General features: G+C 71.7%; 19 protein-coding genes and 3 pseudogenes. 4 read left to right on the top strand and 18 right to left on the bottom strand.

What is annotated here, in order from left to right; all coding sequences use genetic code 11:
* Window positions 1-12: 12 nt before the first annotated feature.
* The 7 genes from OG390_RS02090 to OG390_RS02060 all read right to left on the bottom strand — a co-directional run bounded on the left by OG390_RS02090 (window position 13) and on the right by OG390_RS02060 (window position 7,387).
* Window positions 13-669 carry a potassium channel family protein gene (locus tag OG390_RS02090; protein ID WP_406164708.1) on the bottom strand — a complete coding sequence of 219 codons (657 nt, stop codon included), beginning with the start codon at window positions 667-669 and terminating at the stop codon, window positions 13-15.
* Window positions 666-1,325 (bottom strand): potassium channel family protein, encoded by a 660-nt coding sequence (locus tag OG390_RS02085; RefSeq protein WP_406177452.1) that lies wholly within the window; start codon window positions 1,323-1,325, stop codon window positions 666-668. Before OG390_RS02085 ends, OG390_RS02090 begins: the two co-directional genes overlap by 4 nt.
* Window positions 1,325-4,204, bottom strand: coding sequence for a cation-translocating P-type ATPase (locus OG390_RS02080; RefSeq protein ID WP_406164707.1), 2,880 nt, complete (start codon window positions 4,202-4,204; stop codon window positions 1,325-1,327). Before OG390_RS02080 ends, OG390_RS02085 begins: the two co-directional genes overlap by 1 nt.
* A complete protein-coding gene (locus OG390_RS02075; protein ID WP_406164706.1) occupies window positions 4,194-4,331 on the bottom strand; it encodes a hypothetical protein in 138 nt (45 codons plus the stop codon). The genes OG390_RS02080 and OG390_RS02075 overlap by 11 nt, the downstream gene beginning before the upstream one ends.
* 335 nt (window positions 4,332-4,666) lie before the next feature.
* Window positions 4,667-5,548 (bottom strand): universal stress protein, encoded by an 882-nt coding sequence (locus tag OG390_RS02070; protein WP_406164705.1) that lies wholly within the window; start codon window positions 5,546-5,548, stop codon window positions 4,667-4,669.
* A complete protein-coding gene (locus tag OG390_RS02065) occupies window positions 5,532-5,843 on the bottom strand; it encodes a DUF1918 domain-containing protein (RefSeq protein WP_406164704.1) in 312 nt (103 codons plus the stop codon). The genes OG390_RS02070 and OG390_RS02065 overlap by 17 nt, the downstream gene beginning before the upstream one ends.
* 164 nt (window positions 5,844-6,007) lie before the next feature.
* Window positions 6,008-7,387 (bottom strand): nicotinate phosphoribosyltransferase, encoded by a 1,380-nt coding sequence (locus OG390_RS02060; protein ID WP_406164703.1) that lies wholly within the window; start codon window positions 7,385-7,387, stop codon window positions 6,008-6,010.
* 174 nt (window positions 7,388-7,561) lie between these two features.
* On the opposite strand from OG390_RS02060, the gene OG390_RS02055 reads away from it, so the two are divergent.
* Window positions 7,562-7,984, top strand: coding sequence for an Hsp20/alpha crystallin family protein (locus tag OG390_RS02055; RefSeq protein WP_406164702.1), 423 nt, complete (start codon window positions 7,562-7,564; stop codon window positions 7,982-7,984).
* Between the two features lie 67 nt (window positions 7,985-8,051).
* Here OG390_RS02055 and OG390_RS02050 read toward each other — a convergent pair whose 3' ends face one another.
* Genes OG390_RS02050 through OG390_RS02010 form a run of 9 tightly spaced genes read right to left on the bottom strand, consistent with a single transcriptional unit; the run spans window position 8,052 to window position 15,761 of the window.
* Window positions 8,052-8,672 (bottom strand): V-type ATP synthase subunit D, encoded by a 621-nt coding sequence (locus OG390_RS02050; RefSeq protein ID WP_406164701.1) that lies wholly within the window; start codon window positions 8,670-8,672, stop codon window positions 8,052-8,054.
* The gene (locus OG390_RS02045; protein WP_406164700.1) at window positions 8,669-10,063 is read right to left on the bottom strand and encodes a V-type ATP synthase subunit B; all 1,395 of its coding nucleotides are present in this window, start codon (window positions 10,061-10,063) and stop codon (window positions 8,669-8,671) included. Before OG390_RS02045 ends, OG390_RS02050 begins: the two co-directional genes overlap by 4 nt.
* Complete coding sequence (locus OG390_RS02040; RefSeq protein ID WP_406164699.1) at window positions 10,060-11,838, bottom strand: V-type ATP synthase subunit A; 1,779 nt, start codon at window positions 11,836-11,838, stop codon at window positions 10,060-10,062. Before OG390_RS02040 ends, OG390_RS02045 begins: the two co-directional genes overlap by 4 nt.
* Window positions 11,835-12,344: a hypothetical protein gene (locus tag OG390_RS02035; RefSeq protein WP_406164698.1), complete on the bottom strand. Its 510-nt coding sequence runs from the start codon at window positions 12,342-12,344 to the stop codon at window positions 11,835-11,837. The genes OG390_RS02040 and OG390_RS02035 overlap by 4 nt, the downstream gene beginning before the upstream one ends.
* Window positions 12,344-12,574 (bottom strand): V-type ATP synthase subunit F, encoded by a 231-nt coding sequence (locus OG390_RS02030; protein WP_406164697.1) that lies wholly within the window; start codon window positions 12,572-12,574, stop codon window positions 12,344-12,346. Before OG390_RS02030 ends, OG390_RS02035 begins: the two co-directional genes overlap by 1 nt.
* Window positions 12,571-12,984 carry an ATP synthase subunit C gene (locus OG390_RS02025; protein WP_406164696.1) on the bottom strand — a complete coding sequence of 138 codons (414 nt, stop codon included), beginning with the start codon at window positions 12,982-12,984 and terminating at the stop codon, window positions 12,571-12,573. The genes OG390_RS02030 and OG390_RS02025 overlap by 4 nt, the downstream gene beginning before the upstream one ends.
* A complete protein-coding gene (locus tag OG390_RS02020) occupies window positions 12,969-14,411 on the bottom strand; it encodes a V-type ATPase 116kDa subunit family protein (RefSeq protein WP_406164695.1) in 1,443 nt (480 codons plus the stop codon). The genes OG390_RS02025 and OG390_RS02020 overlap by 16 nt, the downstream gene beginning before the upstream one ends.
* Complete coding sequence (locus OG390_RS02015) at window positions 14,398-15,327, bottom strand: hypothetical protein (protein ID WP_406164694.1); 930 nt, start codon at window positions 15,325-15,327, stop codon at window positions 14,398-14,400. The genes OG390_RS02020 and OG390_RS02015 overlap by 14 nt, the downstream gene beginning before the upstream one ends.
* Window positions 15,324-15,761: a hypothetical protein gene (locus OG390_RS02010; protein ID WP_406164693.1), complete on the bottom strand. Its 438-nt coding sequence runs from the start codon at window positions 15,759-15,761 to the stop codon at window positions 15,324-15,326. Before OG390_RS02010 ends, OG390_RS02015 begins: the two co-directional genes overlap by 4 nt.
* 167 nt (window positions 15,762-15,928) lie before the next feature.
* Here OG390_RS02010 and OG390_RS02005 point away from each other — a divergent pair, with 167 nt between their 5' ends.
* Window positions 15,929-16,801, top strand: a complete 873-nt coding sequence (locus tag OG390_RS02005) for a CBS domain-containing protein (protein WP_406164692.1) — start codon at window positions 15,929-15,931, stop codon at window positions 16,799-16,801.
* A gap of 21 nt (window positions 16,802-16,822) precedes the next feature.
* On the opposite strand, the pseudogene OG390_RS02000 reads toward OG390_RS02005, so the two are convergent.
* Together OG390_RS02000 and OG390_RS01995 are read right to left on the bottom strand one after the other, a co-directional pair.
* Window positions 16,823-17,517, bottom strand: a pseudogene (locus tag OG390_RS02000) (response regulator).
* A 142-nt stretch (window positions 17,518-17,659) separates the two neighbouring features.
* A pseudogene (locus OG390_RS01995) lies at window positions 17,660-18,315 on the bottom strand (CBS domain-containing protein).
* Between the two features lie 523 nt (window positions 18,316-18,838).
* On the opposite strand from OG390_RS01995, the gene OG390_RS01990 reads away from it, so the two are divergent.
* Together OG390_RS01990 and OG390_RS01985 are read left to right on the top strand one after the other, a co-directional pair.
* The gene (locus OG390_RS01990; RefSeq protein WP_406164691.1) at window positions 18,839-20,572 is read left to right on the top strand and encodes a GAF domain-containing protein; all 1,734 of its coding nucleotides are present in this window, start codon (window positions 18,839-18,841) and stop codon (window positions 20,570-20,572) included.
* A gap of 163 nt (window positions 20,573-20,735) precedes the next feature.
* A pseudogene (locus OG390_RS01985) lies at window positions 20,736-21,134 on the top strand (CBS domain-containing protein); the annotation flags it as partial.
* Window positions 21,135-21,142: the final 8 nt, after the last annotated feature.

Genomic DNA, 21,142 nt, shown 5'->3' with positions numbered 1-21,142 from the left:
GGCCCGGGCCGGTCACTGGAAGACTGCATGGATCTCCTGCTCGGTGGCCTCGTGCGAGACGAGCAGGAGTTCGTCGCCCGGCAAGAGCCGTACCTCTGGGCTCGGCACCGTGGGATGTCCGTCGCGGACGACGGTGGCGACGACGGTACCGGCCGGCAGCGTGATCTCCCCCAGCATGTGCCCCGCGGCCCGGGACTCCTCCGTGATCGCTGTCTCGATGACTTCGACGCCCGCCTTGCTCAGCCGCAACAGCGCCACCGTGTCCGTGGCACCAGTGGCCTCCTCGATCAGTGAGATCAGCGGGGTGGTCGCGGGTACGGCTACGTCCACCCCCCAGCGTGGGTCGAAGAGCCAGGCGTTTTCTGCGTCGTTGACGCGCGCCGCCACCCGTCCGGCGCCGAACCGGCGCTTGGCAAGCAGGCTGATGACGAGGTTGTCCTCATCCCGGCCGGTGGCGGATACGACGAGGTCGCAGGTGAGCGCACCCGCACGCTCCAGGAGTGCGGGCTCGCAGGCGTCCCCGCCCACCAGGTGCACGGACGGCATGCCTTCGAGTTCTGCGAAGCGGTCCTCGTCGTGCTCGATGAGGGTGACATCGTTGCGTGCGGCGGAGAGCACCTGGGCGATCTGAGTGCCAAGGCGGCCCGCGCCCGCGATCAAGACCTTCACGTTCCCAGCTCCTTGTCGAGGAAGCCGCGCAGACGGCCCAGCGCGGTCGCCGCGACGGCGAACGTGACGAGGTCGCCGGGTTCGGCGAGGACACCATGGGCGGGCAGCAGCGAGCGTCCGGCGCGGGTGATCTCCACGACGCGGATCTCTCCGTCGACATCGAACTCGGTCAGCTGCCGTCCGGTGAGATAGGTCGGCAGCCGGGACCGGAACAGGAGGGTCTCGCCGTTGCCGAAGGAGAGTTCGGGGGTGAGGTGGCGGTGCAGCAGCATCTGGTGGATGCGGCCGACGGCCCAGCGGACGCTGGAGATCGTCGGGATGCCCAGGTCCCGGCAGATGTCGGCGCGGCTCGGGTCGTGGATACGGGCGAGGACCACCGGAACCCGGTACGTGTCCTTGGCGGTCCGGGCGCTCACGATGTTGCTGTTGTCCCCCGAGGTGACCGCGACGAACGCGTCCGCGTGCACGACCCCGGCCGTTTCCAGCACGGAGCGGCTGAAGCCGTTGCCCAGGTGGAAGGTGCCAGGGAAGCCCGGTGGCAGCAGCCTGCGCGCCTTGGGCTGCCGGTCGACGAGACGCACGTCGTGGCCTTCGGCCACGAGCTGTGCTGCGAGGGTGGAACCGACCCGGCCGCAGCCCACGATGACCACTCTCATCATGTCCCTCCTCCCTTCGGGGGCCTCCTCCGCCGCCGCAGCACCCACTTACGGGCTTCCTCGGCGGCCAGCAACAGTGCGCCGAACCCGGCGAGAACCGCCCAGTCGGCGGGGGCCAATGGCGCGGTGTTGAAGATCGCCTGCAGTGGCGGTGCGTAGCTGATGGCGGCCATCAGCGCGATGCCGACGCAACCGGCGCCGATCAGCCAGGGGTTGGACAGCAGACCTGCTCGGAAGACGCTCTGCCGGTCGGTGCGCACCGCGAGGGCGTTGAAGAACTGGCTGACGACGATGCCGGCCTGGACCATGGTGATCGCCTCCCGGTAGACGGGATCGTCCCTGGTGAAGTCCGCGTACGGGATGCCGGAGGCGTGGATGTGCCAGAAGAAGACGGCGCACACACCGAGGGCCTGGATGCCGCCGAGGAAGAGGATTCGGCCCATCACGGCGGTCGAGAAGAGCCGTTCCCGGCGCGGTCGCGGTCGGCTGTCCATGACGTCGGCTTCCATCGGCTCTGCGCCGAGCGCGAGCGCGGGCAGTACGTCGGAGCCCAGATCGATGGCGAGAATCTGCACGGCCGTGATCGGTACCAGCGGGAACCCGGCGAAGGTCGCCGCGAGGATCGGCACCAATTCGGCGATGTTGTGGCTGAACAGATAGATCAGGAACTTGCGGATGTTGCGGTAGACAGAACGGCCCAGCCCCACCGCGGTGGAGATGGAGGCGAAGGAGTCGTCGAGCAGCACCATCACAGCTGCCTCACGGGCGACATCCGTGCCGGAGGCCCCCATGGCGACACCGATGTCCGCATGTTTCAGGGCGGGCGCATCGTTGGCGCCGTCCCCGGTGACGGCGACGACCTCACCGCGCCGCTGCAGCGCGGTGACCACGCGCATCTTGTGCTCGGGACTCACTCGGCACAACAGCAGTTCGGTGGACGCCGCCAGCAGTCCGTCCAGGGCGCCGTCGTCCAGTGCGTCCAGTTGCGCGCCCGTCACCACCGACGGGGCCGGTCCCCGTACGATGCCGACGCGGCGGGCGACGGCCTCCGCGGTCAGGGGATGGTCGCCGGTGACCATGACGATGCGGATCCCGGCCCGTCGGCACGCGTCCACCGCGTCCCGCACCTCCGGGCGTGGCGGGTCGTACATCCCGGCGAGTCCCAGCAGGGTCAGCTCCGATTCGACGTCCCCGAGTGCAGGGCGACGCCCCGTTACCCGCCGCCGGGCGACCGCCAGCACGCGCAGGCCCTGCCCGGCCATGTCGTCCGCGGCCGCGACCACCTCGGCGCGGGAGCCTTCCGTCAGCGGCGTGCGCGTGCCCACCCGGTCGATGGAGTCGCAGCGGGCGAGCAGCTCCAGGGGCGCGCCCTTGACGCACACGTTGTACGTGCCGTCTCCCTCCCGGTGCACGGTGCTCATCAGCTTGCGGACGGAGTCGAAGGGAAACTCCGCCACCCGTGGCGTTCGGGCCTCCTCCACCGCCGGATCCAGGCCTGCTTTCATGGCGGCCACCACGAGTGCGCCCTCAGTGGTGTCGCCGAGCACTCGCCACCCGTCCCGGCCCGTCGGCGACACCAACCGGGCGTTGCTGCACAGAGCCGCCGTCCGCAGCAGCTCCTGCACGGAGCCGGCCTCGGCGACCTCGCCGACAGGCTCGTATCCCACCCCCGCCACGGCGTGCGACGCGCCGTTCGCCCACACGCGTACGACGGTCATCTCGGCCTGCGTGAGTGTCCCGGTCTTGTCGGTGCACACCACGCTGGTCGAGCCGAGCGCCTCCACCGCCAGCAATTGCTTGACCAGCGCGTGCCGACGGGCCATACGGCGTACACCGATCGCCAGCGACACCGAGAGCGTCGCCGGCAGACCCTCCGGAACGAGGGCGACCATCACTCCGAGAGAGAAGACGAATGTGTCGACGAACGGCTGCCCGCTGGGCACGCGCACCGCCAACAGGACGGCCCCGGTCGCCAGCGCGACCCCCGCCACCCGGCGGGCCATGGCCGCGACCTGGCGTTGCAGTGGGGTCACCTGGCGGGGGGCCGCGGCGGTGAGCCGGAAGATTCTCCCGAACTCTGTGGCCGCCCCGGTGGCGGACACAACCGCCTTGCCCGTGCCCGCGACCACGTCGGTGCCCATGAACACGCAGTTGCGTGCCTCCAGCGGCGGCCCCGCCGGCACCGGTTCGGCAACCCGCGCTACGGCATCGCTCTCGCCTGTGAGTGCCGCGTTGTTGACGGCGACTTCGTGCGCCTCGACCAGCCGGCAGTCGGCCGACACCGCGTCCCCGGCCTCCAGAAGCACGACATCGCCGGGAACCAGGTCCCGAGCGGGCAGCTCCCGCGGTTCCTCGTCCCGCAGTACCCGGCACGTGTGCGGCACCATCGCCTGCAGGGACTCCGCCGTGCGCTCGGCGGAGTACTCCTGGGCGAAACCGATGCCCGCGTTCAGGAGGACGACGCCGAGGATCGCCAGGGCCAGCTGAAGCGTTGCCGGATCCCGGGGCTGCTCCAGTGCGTAGGCGAGGAAGGTGATCGCGGAGGAGACGAGCAGCACCACCGCGAAGAGGTCGGTGAACTGTGCGACCAGCCGCCTCCACACATGCCCGCGGCCCACGCTGGGCAGCTCGTTGGGGCCGTAGCGGGCCTGCCGTGTGGCGGCCTCGGCGTGGGTGAGACCGCGGGGGGAACCGTCCAGGGCGGCGAAGACGTCCGGGACGGGCAGGGACGTGATGGACGGGCCGAGCGCGCCGGGTCGGTCCCGGGGTGGGCCGGTGGCCGAGGCCACGTCGTCCGTCGGCGGGTCGCTGTCGCACAGCGCGGTTGTACCGGGCGCGCGATGCGGGATCGCTTCCCGCTTGGCCGGTTCAGGGGTCATGCGGGGCTCCAACTACCTTGGGTGGCCCGGGCGGCTCCTGGAGCACGCGCCGGGCGAGGGGACCGAGCAGGTCGGCCAGTCGCCGGAAGACGTACAGGAACATGTCGGCGATCGTCAGCATCCCCATCACCCGGCTCCCGTTGGGGACCGAAGGCGGCGCACGCCGGTGCGGCGGAACATCCGGTAGGCCACTTGGAGGCCGTCGTCCGCGTCAAAGAGCGCGGCGTCACAACCGAGATGCAGGCCTCGCTTCGTCCGGATCGGTTTGCGGCGGAGTTCGCTCCAGGTCGGCGTACGGGCGCAGGACGGCGCTGTCGTGCAGAAAGCGGAACCTCCAGGGCCGTGCGTTGTGCGGGGAGGGTGCCGCCGCGGCCTCGCCAGGATCGCGGAGACGGCTTGCACGTCCAAGGGTTGTGCAGTCACAGTGGCTTCCCTTCTCTGTACGGGCGTGCCGCCTGGGCCTCACGTCGGTCGAGACGGAACGGCGATGACGGGGCAGCGGGCGTGGTGCAGCACTCCCTGGCTGACCGAGCCGAGCAGCATGCCGGTGAAGCCTCCGTGGCCCCGGGTCCCCACCACCAGGGCCAGCGCGTGGGCGGAGGCGTCGGTGAGCACCTGCACGGGATGTCCGACCACCAGTTCGTGGTGCAGGTCCACTTCTGGATAGCGGTCGTGACGGCCGGCCACGGTCTCGGAGAGCAACCGGCGGGCTTCCTGCTGCGGGGCGTACTCGTCGAAGATCCTGAGCGGACCTGCCTCCCAGACATACAGGGCCCGCAGCTCGGCGCCGCGCAGGGCCGCCTCCTCGAATGCCACGTCGACCGCGGCGGCCGAGTGTTCGCTGCCGTCGACGCCGACGACGCAGTACGCGGGTTCCTGGGTGATGTGCTCGGGCTCGGGCACGACGACCAGGGGGCAGTGCGCGTGGGCCATGACCGGCAGGGCGACCGAGGCGGAGCCGAAGACCTCCTGAGCCCGGCTCAGATGTCGCGAGCCCAGCACGACAGCCGTGGCCTCGCGGCTCTGCTCCCGCAGCACCCATACGGGGTCGCCCTCCGCGAGCACAGCGTCCACCTCGATCTGCGGGTGCCGCGCCGTGACGAAGTCCGCGGCTTCTTCGAGCACCTGCTTTCCGGCCTTGTGCAGCGCCGCGTTCCATTCCTCCCAGGAGGGCGGGATCTCTCGCCCCCGATAGCCCCTGGTCGGCACGCCCTCGACGTGGACCGGCCGCAACGGCAGCCGACGGCGGGCGGCCTCGTCGGCCGCCCAGGCCAGCGCCGTCTGCCGACTGGGATCGGGATTGACACCCACCACGATCGGCCGGCGATCACCGGGCCGCGACATGGCCGCCTCCAGTCACGAGCTCGTCGGGAGCTGACGATGCGTGCGCAGACGCGCTTGCCGGGTGCGGCGCAGGCGCCAGATGCCTGATGCAGGCGTCGGGCCCGGGGAAGTACAGGGTCACCCGTCCGTCCTCGGCCCAGCGCACGTCGTACGGCGGGCTGCCGTCCGGATGGTGGAGCCCCACGACCTCGCCGTCCCGGGCCACGATCCCGGCTGTTGTGCCGCGTACGACGATCTCGTCGCCCACTTGGGCGCGCATCGAGGTGCCGGTCGCCTCGGGTCCGGTACTCGGCATGGTCCGGTCGTGCTTCCTTGTCGGTGCGGGAGCGGACATCTCGCTCGCCTCCTCCCTGCGGCGGCGCGGAGCAGCGCCGCCGATCTCATCGAAGACCTGGCGCGGTCGGGGTTCCAGGGGCCATTGGTCCTCGCCTCGTCCCTGTCGGCCCACCGCAGGGCCGTTCATGGTGCGCCGGCTGACAGCGCCGAGGAGCTGGAGGCAGCGGCGAGGCGGTCCGGGCGGAACCGTGCCTTGATGTCCGCGCGTACCATGGCCGTCAGGTCCTCCAGAGCCCGGGACCGGACCGGCCGGACCGGTTCGGGGTCCTCGATGCGAAGCGCCGGGCCGGGAAGACCGGCGATGTCCTCGCGGAACCGGTCGCGGGCGTGCTGCCAGCGGTCCGGCGGCCCCGTCCGACGTCCGCCGTGCATCACCGTGCGCAGCAGAGGCCGTGCCGTCTCCGGCGGTTCTTCCCGCCACAGCGCGATGACGTCGGGTTGCCCGGGGCGGCGGAAGACCTGCTTGCGGCCCGGGGCCGTGACCTTCGCCGAGGACAGCTTCATCACTGGGCGGCCGTCGTACTCGACGAGCTTGTACGCCGCGTCCAGGTACGGGGCGTCCGCGGCCACGCCCACGCGCGTTCCCACGGCGTACACGTCGATCGGCGCACCGGTGCGCACCAGCCGGGCGACGCCGTACTCGTCGAGCCCGCCGCTCGCCACGATCCATACGTCGGCCAGCCCCGCTGCGTCGAGAAGTGCGCGTGACCGGCGCGAGAGCGCGTCGAGGTCTCCGCTGTCCAGCCGGATCGCGCAGCCGGGACCGCGCCCCAGATCTCCGAGCACCCGGGCCGCGATCCGCACGCCCTCCTCGGTGTCGTAGGTGTCGACAAGGAAAGTGACCGGGCCGGGATGACTGCGCGCGAAGGCCCGGAAGGCTTCTTCCTCGCCGGGGAACGCCTCGATGTACGAATGCGCCATGGTGCCCGAGGCCGGGAACCCCAGGGCGACGGCGGCGGCGACGTTGCTGGTTCCGGCGAAGCCCACCAGGGCACCCAGCCGGGCCGCGTGGTAGCCGGCCCAGGGGCCGTGCGTGCGGCGAAGCGAGAAGTCCACCACAGGCCGCCCGGCGGCGGCCAGGACGCAACGGGCCGCCTTGGACGCCACCACCGTCTGGTGGCAGACCTGGTTCAGTAGGTAGGTCTCGACGAGCTGGGCCTGCGGCAGCGGGGCGGTCACCTCCAGCAGCGGCTCACCGGAGAACACCTCACGGCCCTCCGGCACGGCGCGCACCTCGCCTTCGAAGGCGAGGCCGAGGAGCGGTTCGAGATCCCGTACCGGGCGGTGCAGCGCGTCCGCGAACCCCTCGACATCCTCCCGTTCCACGCGGTAGTCGGCCAGGAAGTCCAAGGCGGGCTCCAGCCCTGCGGCGACCAGGAAGCCCCGGCCGGGTGGGAGGTCGCGGACGAAGAGGCTGAAGGTGGCCGGAGCCCACATGTCCTCCTGGAGGTAGGACATGGCCATGGTCACTTCGTAGAGATCGATGGTAGTGACGTCGGACATGGTGATCGCCGCCGAATGTGGTCGTCCCTTCCTCATCAGTCTGACCACCCACGCGCGGGAGGAAAGGGACTTCAGGGACCCCTGGCATGGGCTGTTCGGCCTCAGCGGTACGGGCCCGTGCGCGCTGGACTGGAGGTGTCGACAGGTTAGGCAACAGCCGAGGAGGTACGGGCGATGGCCACACTGACACGCAGGCAGAGGTTCGCTTTCCCGGAGATGTCGGACTGGTTCGAGAACCTTCCGGCCCGGTTCGCGATGCCCACGATGGGTGACCTGTACACGGTTCGCATCGAGGCGTACACGGAGGACGGCCGCTATGTGATGCGAGCGGAGCTTCCGGGCATGTCACCTGAGGACATCGACGTCTTCATCAGTGACGGGGTGCTGACCGTCCAGGCCGAACGTACTGAGAAGGAAGTGGCGAAGGATCACAGCGAGATCCGGTACGGCGCGATGAGCCGCAGCGTGACGCTGCCGCCCGGCGCCGACGAGGACGACGTCAAGGCCGACTACACCGATGGCATGCTCACCGTCAGCGTCGGTCTGGGCGCCGAGAAGGCGGAGGCCAAGCACGTCGAGATCCAGCACGGCAACTGACGACAGTTGACGGCGGTGGCGGGCCCCGGCATGGGCCCGCCACCGCCGTGCGCTCCTCGCTGCGCCATCACCGGGCGCCGTGGGAAGCGGCCCAGCGGCGGCGTACCGCTTCCTCGTGTTCGGCTTCCTCCAACGCCAGCTCCACCGCCGCCAGTTCGCGCTGCAGCCGGGGGATCCAGTGTCGGCGCAGGGCGCGCACCCGCTGCCGGGTCCGTTCGGCTTCGGCGGCGAGCAGTTCGGCGGCTGTCCGGTGGGCGGCGTGTTCCGCCGCGGCGCGGACTGCGGCACGGTAGGCCGTCTCGGCGTGCGCGAGCGCGGTGTTGGGCGGTGTCGGCTCCGGCGGGGAGCGGACGGGGGCCCTCCAGGTCACGCCCGCGGGATGGCGTACGCCCATCAGCGCGGCCCACTCGACGTCGACGCGCGCTCGGTCCGCGGGTACCGCCTGAGTCAGCCCCTGTTCGCCGCCGAGCAGCACCCCGCGCACCAACCAGGTGTCGGCGTCGGCCAGCTCTTCCCGCCATGCCGAGCCCGCATCCTCGGCCGCCTGTCGTTCCGCGCGCTCCCGGTCCAGCAGCAGCCGGAGCTTGCGTTCCAGCAGGTCTGCTCCGCGCAGCGCGGTGGCGAGGTTGCGGCGAAGCCGCAGCCGTCCGGCCCGTCCCGGCGGCACCCGGCGCCCGTGCGTGCTCACGACGGCTCCTCGTCCCGCAGCGGGGCATGGGTGTCGAGCAGGTCCGCCGGAATCATGCCGAGCTGGCTGCGTGGCAGGGTGAGCAGCACCTCCCAGGCCCGGTCCAGGGACTCGTTCAAGGACCGGTTCTCGTCCGGTCCTTGGGCGAGGAACCGGTGCCGGAAGGCGTCCTCGAGGTCGAGGTGGCGCAGGTCGGTCGGGCTGAGTGCCGAGCGCCCGATCAGGTCGGCGAGTTCCCTCACCTGCCGAGACCGGGCCAGCGCAGCGATCAACTGCGCGGCGACGGCAGGATGGTCCGCGCGCGTGCGTTTCGCTCCGGTTCCCTTCAGCATGAGACGCGACAGTGAGGCGAGCGGATCGACGGGTGGGTACGTGCCGGTGCCGTACACCTCTGCGGACAGCACGATCTGCCCCTCGGTGATGTAACCGGTGAGGTCCGGCACGGGGTGGGTGATGTCGCCCGCCGGCATGGTGAGCACCGGCAGCACGGTCACCGACCCCGGGCGGCCCCTGATCCTGCCGCAGCGCTCGTAAAGGGACGCGAGGTCGCTGTAGAGGTAGCCCGGGTACGCCCGGCGGGCCGGGATCTCGCCCCTCGCAGCGGACACCTCGCGCAGCGCCTCCGCGTAGGCCGTCATGTCGGTCATCACCACCAGGACGTGACGGCCCTCGGTGAACGCCAGGTGTTCGGCGACGGTCAGGGCGAGGCGAGGGGTGAGCAACCGTTCGATCACCGGGTCGTCGGCCGTGTTGATGAGGAGGGCCAGTTGCCGTGCGGCGGAGCGGGCGGCCAGCCCGTCACGGACGAATGCGGCGTCGGCGTGCGTGAGCCCCATGCCGGCGAACACCACCGCGAACGCCTCGCCGCCGCACGTCGCCTGTGCCGCGATCTGCACAGCCAGCTCCAGATGCGGCAGCCCGGCCGCCGAGAACACCGGCAGTTTCTGACCCCGCACCAGCGTGGTGAGCACGTCCACGGCGCCCACGCCGGTGAGTACCGGCTCGTTCGGCGGTTCCCGGCGCACCGGGTTGATCGGGGCGCCGCCGACCGCGGCGTGCGACGCGCCCAGCACCGGCGGTCCACCGTCGGCCGGCTCGCCCCGCCCATTGCACACCCGCCCCAGCCATCCGGTGCCGACCGGGATCCGCAGCGGCATGCCGGAGAAGGCGATGCGGGTGCCGGTCCGGTCCATGCCCGCCGTGCCTTGAAGGACCTGCACCACCGCGAGATCCCGGTCCACCTCCAGGACCAGCCCGTGACGTCGTTCACCGGAGTCGAGGACGATCACCGCGAACTCGTCCCAGCCGACCCCGCTCACGCCTTCGATGACCACGAGCGGGCCACGCAGTTCCCGTACGCCCGTGTACTCGATGCCGACGAGGCCGCTCATGCCGCCTCCTTGAGCTGGGCCAGCACACGGTCCCGGGCCGCCGCCACGGGAGCGGTCTCCGTCGGACCGGCCGCTTCGCGTGCTCGCAGCAGCGGGGTGAAGTCGACCGCCTCGACGGTGTCCGCCTGGGTACCGCTGTCCACCAGTTCCAGACAGCGGTCGATCACTGTCAGCACGGCCTCCACGAGAGCCGCGGTCTTCTCGGGGGCGCTGTAGGCGTCCGCCGGTGACAGCGCGCTCTGCTGGATCAGGGCCTCACGCAGCAGCGTTCCCGCCAGCACGCTGATCCGCTCCCGGGACGGCAGAGCCGTGATACCGACCAACTCGACGAGGTCGGCCAGCCTGTCGGCCTCGGCGAGCAGCAGCGCCACCCGTCCGCGTCGCGCGGCCCACTCGGGGTCACCGGCCCGGGCGTGTGCGGTGGCCAGCGCGGTGGCGTCCCGCGAGAAGGAGTACGCCCAGGAGACGGCCGGGTAGTGCCGTGCGTAGGCGAGATCGCGGTCCAGGCTCCACAGACACCGTACGAAGCGTTCCGTGTGCGCCGTGACCGGCTCCGTGCGGTCGCCGCCGGGCGGGGACACGGCGCCGATGACCGTGACGGAGCCGCTCGCGCCGCCGAGAGTGCGCACCGCGGCGGCCCGCTCGTAGAAAGCGGCCAGTTGGGAGCCGAGCCCCGCCGGATAGCCCTCCTCGGCGGGGAGTTCGCCCATGCGGGAGGCGAATTCGCGCAGCGCCTCCGCCCAGCGGGAGGTCGAGTCGGCGATCAGGACGACGTCCAGGCCCATGTCGCGGAAGTACTCGGCGACCGTCGCACCTGTGTGCACGCTCGCCTCGCGGGCCATCATCGGCATGTTGGAGGTGTTCGCGATCGTCACGGTCCGATCCGCCAGACGGCCACCGGTACGTGGATCGGTCAGCTCGGCCAGCTCCTCGATGACGTCCGCCATCTCGTTGCCGCGCTCGCCGCACCCGACGTAGACGATCACGTCGGCGTCGCACCACTTGGCGATCTGCTGCAGCAGCATGGTCTTGCCGGTGCCGAAGCCGCCCGGCACGGCGACCGTGCTGCCGCGGGCCACCGGGAAGAGCAGGTCCACAGCCCGCTGCCCGGTGTTCAGTGGCAGGTCCGCCGGCAACCGCTGCGCGACCGGCCGCGGCCTGCGCACGGGCCAGGACTGTGCCATCCGCACGTCGTGCCCGCCCACGACGGCGAGCACGGCCTCGGCGGAGTGCTCGCCCGCCGCCGCGACCTGGGTCACCTCGCCCGAGCGGTCCGGAGGCACCAGGAGCCGCAGCGGTACGCTCGCCCCGATCTCCCCGAGGACGTGCCCGGCCGCGACCCGCGCTCCCTCGGCCACCCGTGGTGTGAACGACCAAGTAGGCAGTTCCAGTGCTTCGCTCGGCCCGCTGGTCATGAGAAGGTCGCCGGCACCGGCCAGGGGGCGCAGCAGACCGTCGTACACGCCGCCGAGCAGATCCGGGGCCAGGCGCACTGACAGCGGGCGGCCTTGGGGCTCCGCAGGATGCCCAGGGGCCAGTCCACCGGTGTACTCGTACGCCTGGGCGGTGGCCGTGTCGCCGCGGATGGCGACCACCTCGCCCGGCAGCCGGGCGGCGCCGAGCACGACCAGGTCGTGCATGGCAACCGAAGCGGGGCAGACGAACTCCACCAGAGAGCCGGCGACCCGGAGGATCCGTGAGCCGGACGTCTGGAGGGGCCCTGCGCCGGTACGCGTGGCCTGCGGGCCTGCCTGTGGGCTGCTGGGTGCGGTCACGGCGGCCTCCACAGCGTCTCGGCCTGCACACCCAGCCGTTCCAGGGCACGGTCGGCGAGAGCATCCGCCGACAGGTCGACCCGTCGGCCGGGCACCTCGGCCCTCACTCCACCCTCCGCGGCAGCCGTGACCCGCGCCTGCCTCCCCAACAGCGCCCGCGCCGCCTCGGCGAGTCGGGCCTGCGGTACGGCACCCTCCGACAGAGCTCGGCGCACGCCTGCGCGGACCGCGGCCCTGAGTTCGGCGTAGACCTCGGAGCGAACCGCGAGTTCCACGGCCCAGGAGTCCTGCACTGCTCGCACCCGCTCCCGGGTCGCCCCGGCGGTGCCGTCGGCCTCGCCGAGGTCCCTGGCCCGCGTGAGCACCTCATCAGCGGTGCTGCGTGCTGCGCGCAGGGTTTCCTCCGCGTCGGCTCGCGCTCGTTCCAGGACGGCGTCGGCCCAGGCCCGTGCCGCGCGCAGCAACTCGGCGCGCACGGGGTCCAGTGCGTCCACCGGCGCGGCCATCAGGGCATCACCACGGTCAGCGGCCGGGAAGGGACGGGCGTCATCGCCTCGACCCCCAGCACTTCGGCGGCCTCGGCCGTGAGGATCACGAGGTCGACTGTGCCCGGGAGCGTCCGCCAGGTTCGGCGGACGGCGTCCGGATCTTCCGCGACCAGCACGTCGACTCCTGCCAGGGCCAGACCGCACACGCTGGTCCGTGCGCCGATGGCGGCGACGCTACCCATCGTCATGCCTTTCCGATCAGCAGGATCGCGACCACCAGGCCGTACACGGCGATGCCCTCCGCCAGACCGACGATCACCATCGCCCGGCCGAACATCTCCGGTCGCTCACTCAGCGCTGCCAGGGCCGCGGCGCCCGTGTAGGCGACCGCGATCGCGGCCCCGAGCGAGGCTCCGGCCACGGCGATGGCGGCTCCGATCAGAGCAGATCCGTTGACCCCGCCAGACGAGGCAGCCTGCGCCGACGCCTGCGCGGGACCCGCGAGCGCCGTGCCGAGGACGGCACATGCGCCGCCCAACAGGGCGAGGTTCGTGGCCAGCAGCCAGCGGAAGGCGTGTCTGGCCCGGCGCCGCCGCAGCAGCCGGACGGTGCCGAGCACCGCGGCCAGGACCGGCAGGACGATCAGCCAGGTGAGCATGGGATCACCTTCGTAGTGCTGTCGGCAGGTTCCGCCGGGGGAACGTGCCACGGACGGAACGGGCGGCCCTCCGTCTCGAAGAGCCGGGAGAAGAGTTCGTAGAATTCCAGCCGCAGGGCCTGCACACCGGCCACCAGGGCCTCCAGGCCGAACGAGAGGGCCGTGCCCACGGTGAACAGCAGCACCGCCCCCGCGACTCCGGCGGCACCGCGCCCGGCCAGGCCGGTGGTGCCGCGCCACACCAGGTCGGCGAGCGCGGCGTGAGTGAGGCCGAAGGCCGCGAGCCGGGCGAACGACAGGGTGTTGGTGCCCGTACGCACGACAACGTCGAACAGTCGTACAACCGTCTCGGCGCACCCGGCGCCGCCGCCCGCGGTAGCCCGGAACAGGCCGAAGGCCGCCAGCGCCAGCCCCATTACGGCGAGTGTGGCCCCGGCGACGGCCGCGGGCGGCCGGTGCAGGAGCAGGCCCGTCGCGGCCAGCGCCAGCCCCAAGTAGAACAGCAGCCCGGCGCAGCCGGACGCCGCGTACAACGCCGTGCCCCAGCCGTTCTCACGCACGCGGTTGACCGCGCCGGCGGCATGCGCGACGGCAAGGAGTCCCGCTCCGAAGACCACTGCGGCGGCCAACAGGCGGGCAGGGCTGTCCAACGGGCTCAGCCACAGCACCGGCAGCAGCCCGGTCGGACCGAAAAACTCTCCGTATGCGGCCCCCGCGAGCATGGCGGCGACTCCAGCGCCCGCCAAGAAGGGCCACAGCCGGCTCAGCCGCACGAGCCGACGGGGCCGCCCGACGCGCAGCGCGAGCGCGCCGAGCAACAGTAGTGCTCCGTGCCCCACGTCACCGAACATGATCCCGAACATCGCGACGTAGGCGAGGCCCGCCGGCCACGACGGGTCGAGGTCTGTGTACGCCGGTGTCCCGTAAGTCGTCACCAGCGGCGTGAAGGAGACGGGCCTGCCCGGTTGAAGCAGCGTCGGCGGATCGGTGCCGCGTGGGGACGGCAGCGGCACCAGTGCGCCTCCTGCGGCGGCGAGTCGGCCCGCTACACGGGGCACCTCGGCGGCCGGGCACCAGCCGGCCAGCGCGGCCACCTCACCGCGCCGTACGACGCCCTCCGCGCGTTCCTCCAACTGGGCTTCGCCCTCCAGCAGTTCGACGCTGCGCCGCTCTTCGAGAAGATCGAGGTCGGGCACGTCCGCGGCCAGGACGGCTGGGACAGCGCCTTCGGGCTCGGCCGTCGTGGCACGTCCTCGCAGCCGCCGCAGCCGCAGCGCCGCCGCTCCCGGATGTGCCTCTTCGGCGCGGTCCAGCTCCACGCATCCCGCCTCGGCGATCCGCACCAGCGCGTCCCGCAGGGCCGCCTGCGGCACGACCACTGCCACACGGCGCATCCGGACCGGCGCCATCGCCTCAGGCCAGGGCATCGAACACCTCCCCGGGCCGTCCGCCACGCGCCGCCGACTCCAGCGCTGCCCGCACCCGCCAGGCGTCCACGGACAGCACCGCGACCGCGCCCACGACCACGCGCGGGCCGAACCGGCCGTCCCGCAGCATCACCGCGCCGTCGTTCTGCACTCTCCGCCACCAGGCTGCCTCGGCCCGCCACAGCCCGCCCAACTCCGCCACGTCCGCCACGGCCCAACGGGCCGCCGAGGGGAGGCCCTCGCGGAACTCCTGGTACGAGGCTGCGGACGGTGCCCGCGTCCCGAGCAGCCGGGCCGCGTCACGCCGCACGGGCCTCGGCAAAGAGCGCTGGTACACGAACAGTTCACGGGCCATCAGCAGAGCGGCGCGCCCCTCGGCCCAGCGGCGCGCGGGTGGTACGGCGAGGGCGGTGCGCCGTGCGGCGGCCATCCGCATGCCGGTGACCAGTGCCCAGGGCGTGTCGCCGCCCGGATCGCCCCACGGTGAGGCGGTGAGCGCAGCCCGCAGTTCCGCGGGTGTTCCGGCATGTTCCAAACTCCGCCAGGCCGTCTCGAGCGCGCCGAGCCGGTACGGCTCCGGGGCCTTCGTACGGTGACTGCCCTGTGTGAGCAGCCGGGAGGTCACGTTGGCGATCTCGAACCCCGCGGCGAGCGGAACGAGCAGGCGGGCACCGTCCCTGGGCAGCCAGCCGGCCAGCACCCGCAGATGCCACAGGAGCGTTGCGGTCACCGCCCGCTGGGCCTCGGGCAGGCCCACCGCCGTCCGCGCATACCTGGAGTACGGGGTCCCCGCCAAGCGCTGCAGGGCGTCGTCGAGCGTGGCACAGGCCGCGATCTCCCGCGCCCCGCCGGCACCCGGGTACCGGTCGACAAGGGCCCTGGCCCGCACCGCCCCGGCCACCCAGCCGGCACTCATGGCGCTTCGCCCGCCCCGACTACCAGGCGCAGCGCGTCGGCCACCGCACGATCCACCAGATCCGGCGTACACGCCCCGGCCCGCTCCCGGACCGCCGAGGCAGCGCGGTCTCCGGCGGCGCGAATGCCCTCAGCCTCCTGCCGCGCCTCTCGGAGGATGGGTTCCGCGGCCTGGCGGCGCACCTCGGGAGCACGCTCACGGGCGGCCGCCACGACGCGTTCCGCGTCCCGCGCGGCGTCGTGCCGGACGGCCTCGGCCGCCTCCTCAGCAGCGGCCCGGATGCCCGCCGCCTCCTGCTGTACGCCCGTCAGCCGTGCGAGGGCGGGCTCCAGTTCCGCGGCCCGTTCAGCCGTACGGTCGGCGGGCACGCCGGTGGCGGACGCTCCCGGCGTTCCCACCGGACGGAACCGTTCCAGGAAGTCCCGCAGGCTCATCGGCGGCCTCCTGCCGGTCGGCTGCTCTTTCAGTCTCACCGTTCCTCTTCCGCCCCGCACCGGATAGGGCCGTCACGCCGTTCCACCAGGGCCGTTCGGCACTTGGCGACGGCGGCCGAAGCGAAAGACTGGGACAGTAGGCAACTCGACGGAGTCCGGAGGCCGCCGTGAACAAACACGAGAACTTCTCCGCGGAGTCCGAGGCCCGGCAGGACCTGCCCGCCCGCCCCTGGAGCCCCGGCGAGACGGACCAGCAGGACATGCTGCTTCGCTATCTGGGAGCCGTGGCCACAGCTGCGGCCGAACACGCGCGCCCCGCAGAGCAGGCCCCTGCGGGCGGCACCGCCCGCCCGGCACCGGCGGCCGCCGCGGCCTCGCAACAACCTTCGCCACCCGAAGCCCGGGTCCCGCTGGTGCGGGACGTGATGGACGTGCCCGCCGCCTCCCTGCGCGACGACCTGCCGTACCGCGACATCGCCCGCCTGCTGGCGCGCGAGCAGGTCGGCGCCGTACCGGTCGTGGACGCCGAGGACCACGTGGTCGGCGTCGTCTCGGAGTCCGATCTGCTGGCGAAAGTGGCCTTCGAGGCTTCAGGCCACCGGCCAGGACGCATCGGAGTGCTGCGCGAGCGACGGATGCACAGCAAGGCCCGCGGGGAGACGGCCGCCGACCTGATGACGAGCCCCGCAGTCACGGTGCTCCCGGGCGCGACCGTCGCCGAGGCCGCCTGGCTGGCCACACTGTCCCGGCTCAAGCGGCTCCCGGTCACCGATGGCACGGGCCGCCTGGTCGGGGTTGTACGCCGCAACGCGCTGCTCCAGGCCCTCATCAGGGACGACGCAGGGATACGGGCGGAGGTCGAGGCCAGGATCGAGGGCTGTTGCCCGCCGGGAGACCGCGCCACGGTGGAGGTAGCCGTCCATGACGGCATCGTGGAGCTGACGGGACGGATGCCGTCGGCCACCACGGCCCGGCTGGTGGCGGAGGTGGAAAACATCGCCGACGTCGTCGAGGTGAAGAACCTGCTCACCGCCGCCTGACTACGGGCTCCCTGATCGCGATCAATGCGTGAAGTGGTCCCCGGTCTCCTGCCGCTCGAGGGGGGGAGGCGAGGACCGCCGCCTGGAGGCGGCGCTGCACGCTCATCTCGGCCGGCAGCCGCGAGATGTGGTTCCTGACAGTCTTCTCCGACAACCGCCTCTTGCCGATCTCGCGGTTGGTCAGGCCGTCGCCGACCAGGGCGAGGATGTTCCGTTCCCCGGGCGACGGGCTCGCCACAGCCGGCGGCAACGCCGGTGTCTCGGCCGGGTCTGCCCGCAGCGACCGCATGAGCCGGGCCGTTGTCGCGGGGGCGAGCATCGATTGTGCGGTGGCGACGGTGTGGACCGCCGGCACCCAGGTCGGAGCCCAATGGGCTTCAGGACGTAACCCGGAGGCTCCCGCCGTGATCGCGTCGAGCAGGGCGTCCTCGTCGTGCAGGTCAGCATCAGACATGCCGGCTCCGGCAGCCGGTCGCGCAGTTCACGGCAGACCGAGATGCCGTCGCCGCCCGGGAGAGGTACGTCGAGCACGGCGACGTGCAGGCACAGGGGCGGTCCGCGGACAAGGGTTTGTTCAGAGGTGTCGGCGTCACCGACCACCGTGATGTCCGGCTCGGCGTCGAGCAGGTCTGTCAGGCCACGTCGTACGACCTCGTGGTCGGCCAGCAGGAACACGCGGATCGGGTCCGCTCCGTGAAGGTGCGTGTCTCGGACATGATGACCCCTTGGTCCCTGGGGACGGGACAGACTGTGAGCTGTCCACGAAGCCGATCATCACCCGCAGGTGCCGAACGTACCAGGGCCGACGAAACCTCACTCACCCGGTGACGAGCACCTCTTACGACTGGCGAGCACCGCCTAGCGCACACCTGCCCCCCGGGTGAGGTCGAACTCCACGTCCACCACTCCCTCGACGGCCCGTACCAGGCGCGCGGCCACGGGCACCAGGGCGGTATCGCGGACCCTGCCTGTCAGTGTGGCGACTCCGTCGTGCACGTCCACCTGTATGGCCGAGGACGGCGGCGAGAAGAGATACGACACGATTTCACGCCGGATCTCCTCGGCGATGTCCTCGTCGTCGCGCACGAAGACCTTGAGCAGGTCGGCGCGGCTGATGACGCCCTCCAGCAGACCGGTTTCATCGATCACGGGCAGCCGCTTGACCTTCTCGCGAGCCATGATCCGCGCGGCTCGGCGAGGGTGGCGTTCGCCCGGATGGTGATTGCGGGCGACGACATCAGGTCCCCCGCCGTAACCGCACCGGCCTTCGCGACGTCGGCGGGTCGGCGCAGCAGTGTGTAGCCCTCCTCGGGGCTGTCCCGGAGTTCTTCCGTGGGCAGCAGGTCGGCCTCGGAGACCACGCCGACGACCCGCCCCTCGCCTTCGAGTACGGGCAGGGCGCTGACCTGCCAGTCCTGCATCATCCCTACGATCACCTTGAACGAGGCCCACCGGCCGACGGAGGCGACCGTGTGGGTCATGACATCGCTGACGATATGCGGGGTGGCGTACATGCTGACCCGCTGAGGTCCTCGGCGGGCGGTTCTACTGCTTCCAGCCTGTGCCCGGTACAGAAGGGGCCCCTTGGCCCCAGGGCGGGGCGTTTGGCCTCCCGTCGGCCTGGCACGAGAGCTCAGCGGTCGCGGCACCAGGCCCGGTACGCGTCTACCGCGGTGGGCAGCGTCGGGAAGATGCGGTCGGCGCCTCGGCCAGGTGGCCGCCGTCCTGGAAGCCGTAGACGTAACGGCTCATGACGACTCTCCTCGGCTCCGCGGTCTCATACGCCTCCAGCTCGGCTCCGCGGTCTCATACGTCTCCAGCGTGGGACGGGACAGGGCCGCCGGGGAGGTGCTCTCAGTCCGCTGAGGTGGGCCGATTGGCCCCCAAGCGCTGACTCGCGGGCTGCGGTGCGCGGGGCCTTGGCCGCAGGAGCCGCCCACCGCGAGTGCGTACCGGCTTCCACTGGGGACCGATACGGTGGAAGCGAAACAATCCGACGGTTCCCGCCGCACGCGCCGAGGGACCGGGAGGAGTGTGGTGGCAAGCCCGGTGGAGCCCCGCGTATCACTGCCGCAGCTGAAGCTCGACGAGCTGCTGGAGGAGCTGCAGGCCCGGATCCACATGGCCCGGGGGACCCGGGACCGGGTGCACAGTCTGATGCAGGCGGTGCTCTCCGTCGGCCGTGAGCTGGATCTGGAGCAGGTGCTGCGCTCCATCCTCGAGGCGGCCGCAGCCCTCGTGGACGCCCGGTACGCCGCCCTCGGCATCATCGGACCGGACGGTACACGGCTGTCCGCCTTCCACACGGTGGGCGTCACCGCGGAGGAGATCTCCGAGATCGGCCCGTATCCGGACGGCCATGGCATCCTCGGCGAGCTGATCCGTCACCCCGAGCCGCTCCGGCTTACGAGGATCTCGGAGCACCCGGCCTCCCACGGCTTCCCACCGAACCATCCGGCGATGAACAGCCTCCTCGGTGTCCCGATCCGGGTCCGCGACCAGGTCTTCGGCAACCTGTACCTGACCGAGAAGCGCGGCGGCGCGGAATTCGACGAGGAGGACGAGTCAGTGCTCTCCACACTGGCCGTGGCTGCCGGCGTCGCCATCGACAACGCCCGCCTGTACGAGGACTCCCGGCTGCGTGAGCGTTGGCTGCGGGCGAACGTGGAGATCACCCATAGCCTGATGTCCGGCAGCGCACGCTCCGAAGCGCTGAACCTGATCGCAAAACGGGCCCGGGAGATCACGGGTTCTGCCCTGGCGACGGTTGCGATGCCCATGGCCGAGACGAAGTCGCTCACCGTTGAGATCGCCGTCGGGATGGATGCGGAAGCACACCGGGGGCTGGTGCTGCCCATGCACGAAACCCTGGTGGGACTGGCGTACTCCACCGGAGCCCCGGCCGCCAGCGAAGACGTCGCTCACGACGCACGGATCTCCCCGGAACCACCGCGCTTCGCCGGACTCGGCCCTGCCGTCGCCGTCCCCATCGGCACGGGGGAGCGCGTTGCCCGGGGCGTGGTTCTGCTTGCGCGCGAGGCCGGCCGACCCGTGTTCTCGGAGAAGGTGACCGAGATGCTCCAGGGCTTCGCCGCACAGGCTGCGGTCGCGATGGAACTGGCCGAACGCCGGCGGGACGCCGAGCAGATCGCGGTACTCCAGGACCGCGACCGCATCGCGCGGGACCTGCACGACCTGGCCATCCAGCGACTGTTCGCCACCGGGATGACGCTGCAGAGTGCGGGCCGCTTCATTGAGCACCCGGAGGCCTCCGAGCGGGTCCTGCGGGCCGTCGACGACCTCGACGAGACCATCAAGATCATCAGGTCCACGATCTTCGGGCTGCGAGTACCCGAGGGCACCGTAGGGAGCGGACTGCGGGCACAGGCCGTCCGCGCGGTCGGCGAGGCGGCTCCGCTGCTGGGCTTCGCGCCCAGCGTGCGCATGGAGGGCCTGGTCGACACAAATGTGCCGCGAGCGATCGGCGACCACGTCATGGCCGTGCTCTCCGAGGCGCTCACCAACATCGCCCGGCACGCCCACGCGGACCACGCCCAGGTGGTGCTGACCACCGACGGCCACGAGGTGACCCTGACAGTCTCGGACAACGGCGTGGGCATCCCACCCGATGGCCGCCGCAGTGGACTGCGGAACATGGCTGAGCGAGCGGAGCAGCTCGGCGGTCTGCTCGAGGTGCGCAGCTCCGAAGGCGGTGGTGCGCTGTTGACCTGGCGAGTACCACTGCCCGCGATCGAGGCGCCGGGAGGCTGAAGCCGGACAGCAACCGTTCCTCATCAGTGAGCAGGGGCTACGAACCCCCGGTCGGTCCCGCACAAGGGCCGAGGGACGGGCCACTTGGCCCATGCCCCGGACGCGTCCGGGGCCGCAGGCTGAAGGTGTCGTAGGACGGCATCTGAGCCCTCGGGAGGACGCCATGCACGACACTCCGACCGTCGTGAGCGACGTGATGACCCACAGGGTCGTCGCCCTGCGCACGGGAGCGGCCTTCAAGGACATCGTGAAGACCATGTGGGAGTGGCGGGTCAGCGCCCTCCCGGTACTGGACGGCGAGGGACGCGTCGTCGGTATCGTCTCCCAGGCCGATCTGCTGCCGAAGGAGGAGTACCGCGAGGGCGACGCGGGCCGCTACGGGCAGGTGCAGCACGTCGCCGACGTCCGCAAGGCGGACGCCGCGACCGCAGAAGAGCTGATGAACGTCCCGGCCGTCACCGTCGCTCCGGACGCCACCCTCGCCCACGCCGCACGCGTCATGGCTCGCGATGGGGTCAAGCGGCTGCCGGTCGTCGGTTCCGACGGCAGGCTGAAAGGCTTGGCGAGGGC

It is taken from the genome of Streptomyces sp. NBC_00996, from assembly GCF_045162675.1.
Lineage (GTDB): Bacteria > Actinomycetota > Actinomycetes > Streptomycetales > Streptomycetaceae > Streptomyces.
Note: the sequence above shows the minus strand (reverse complement) of the source record. Positions and strands in the feature narration are given on the sequence as shown.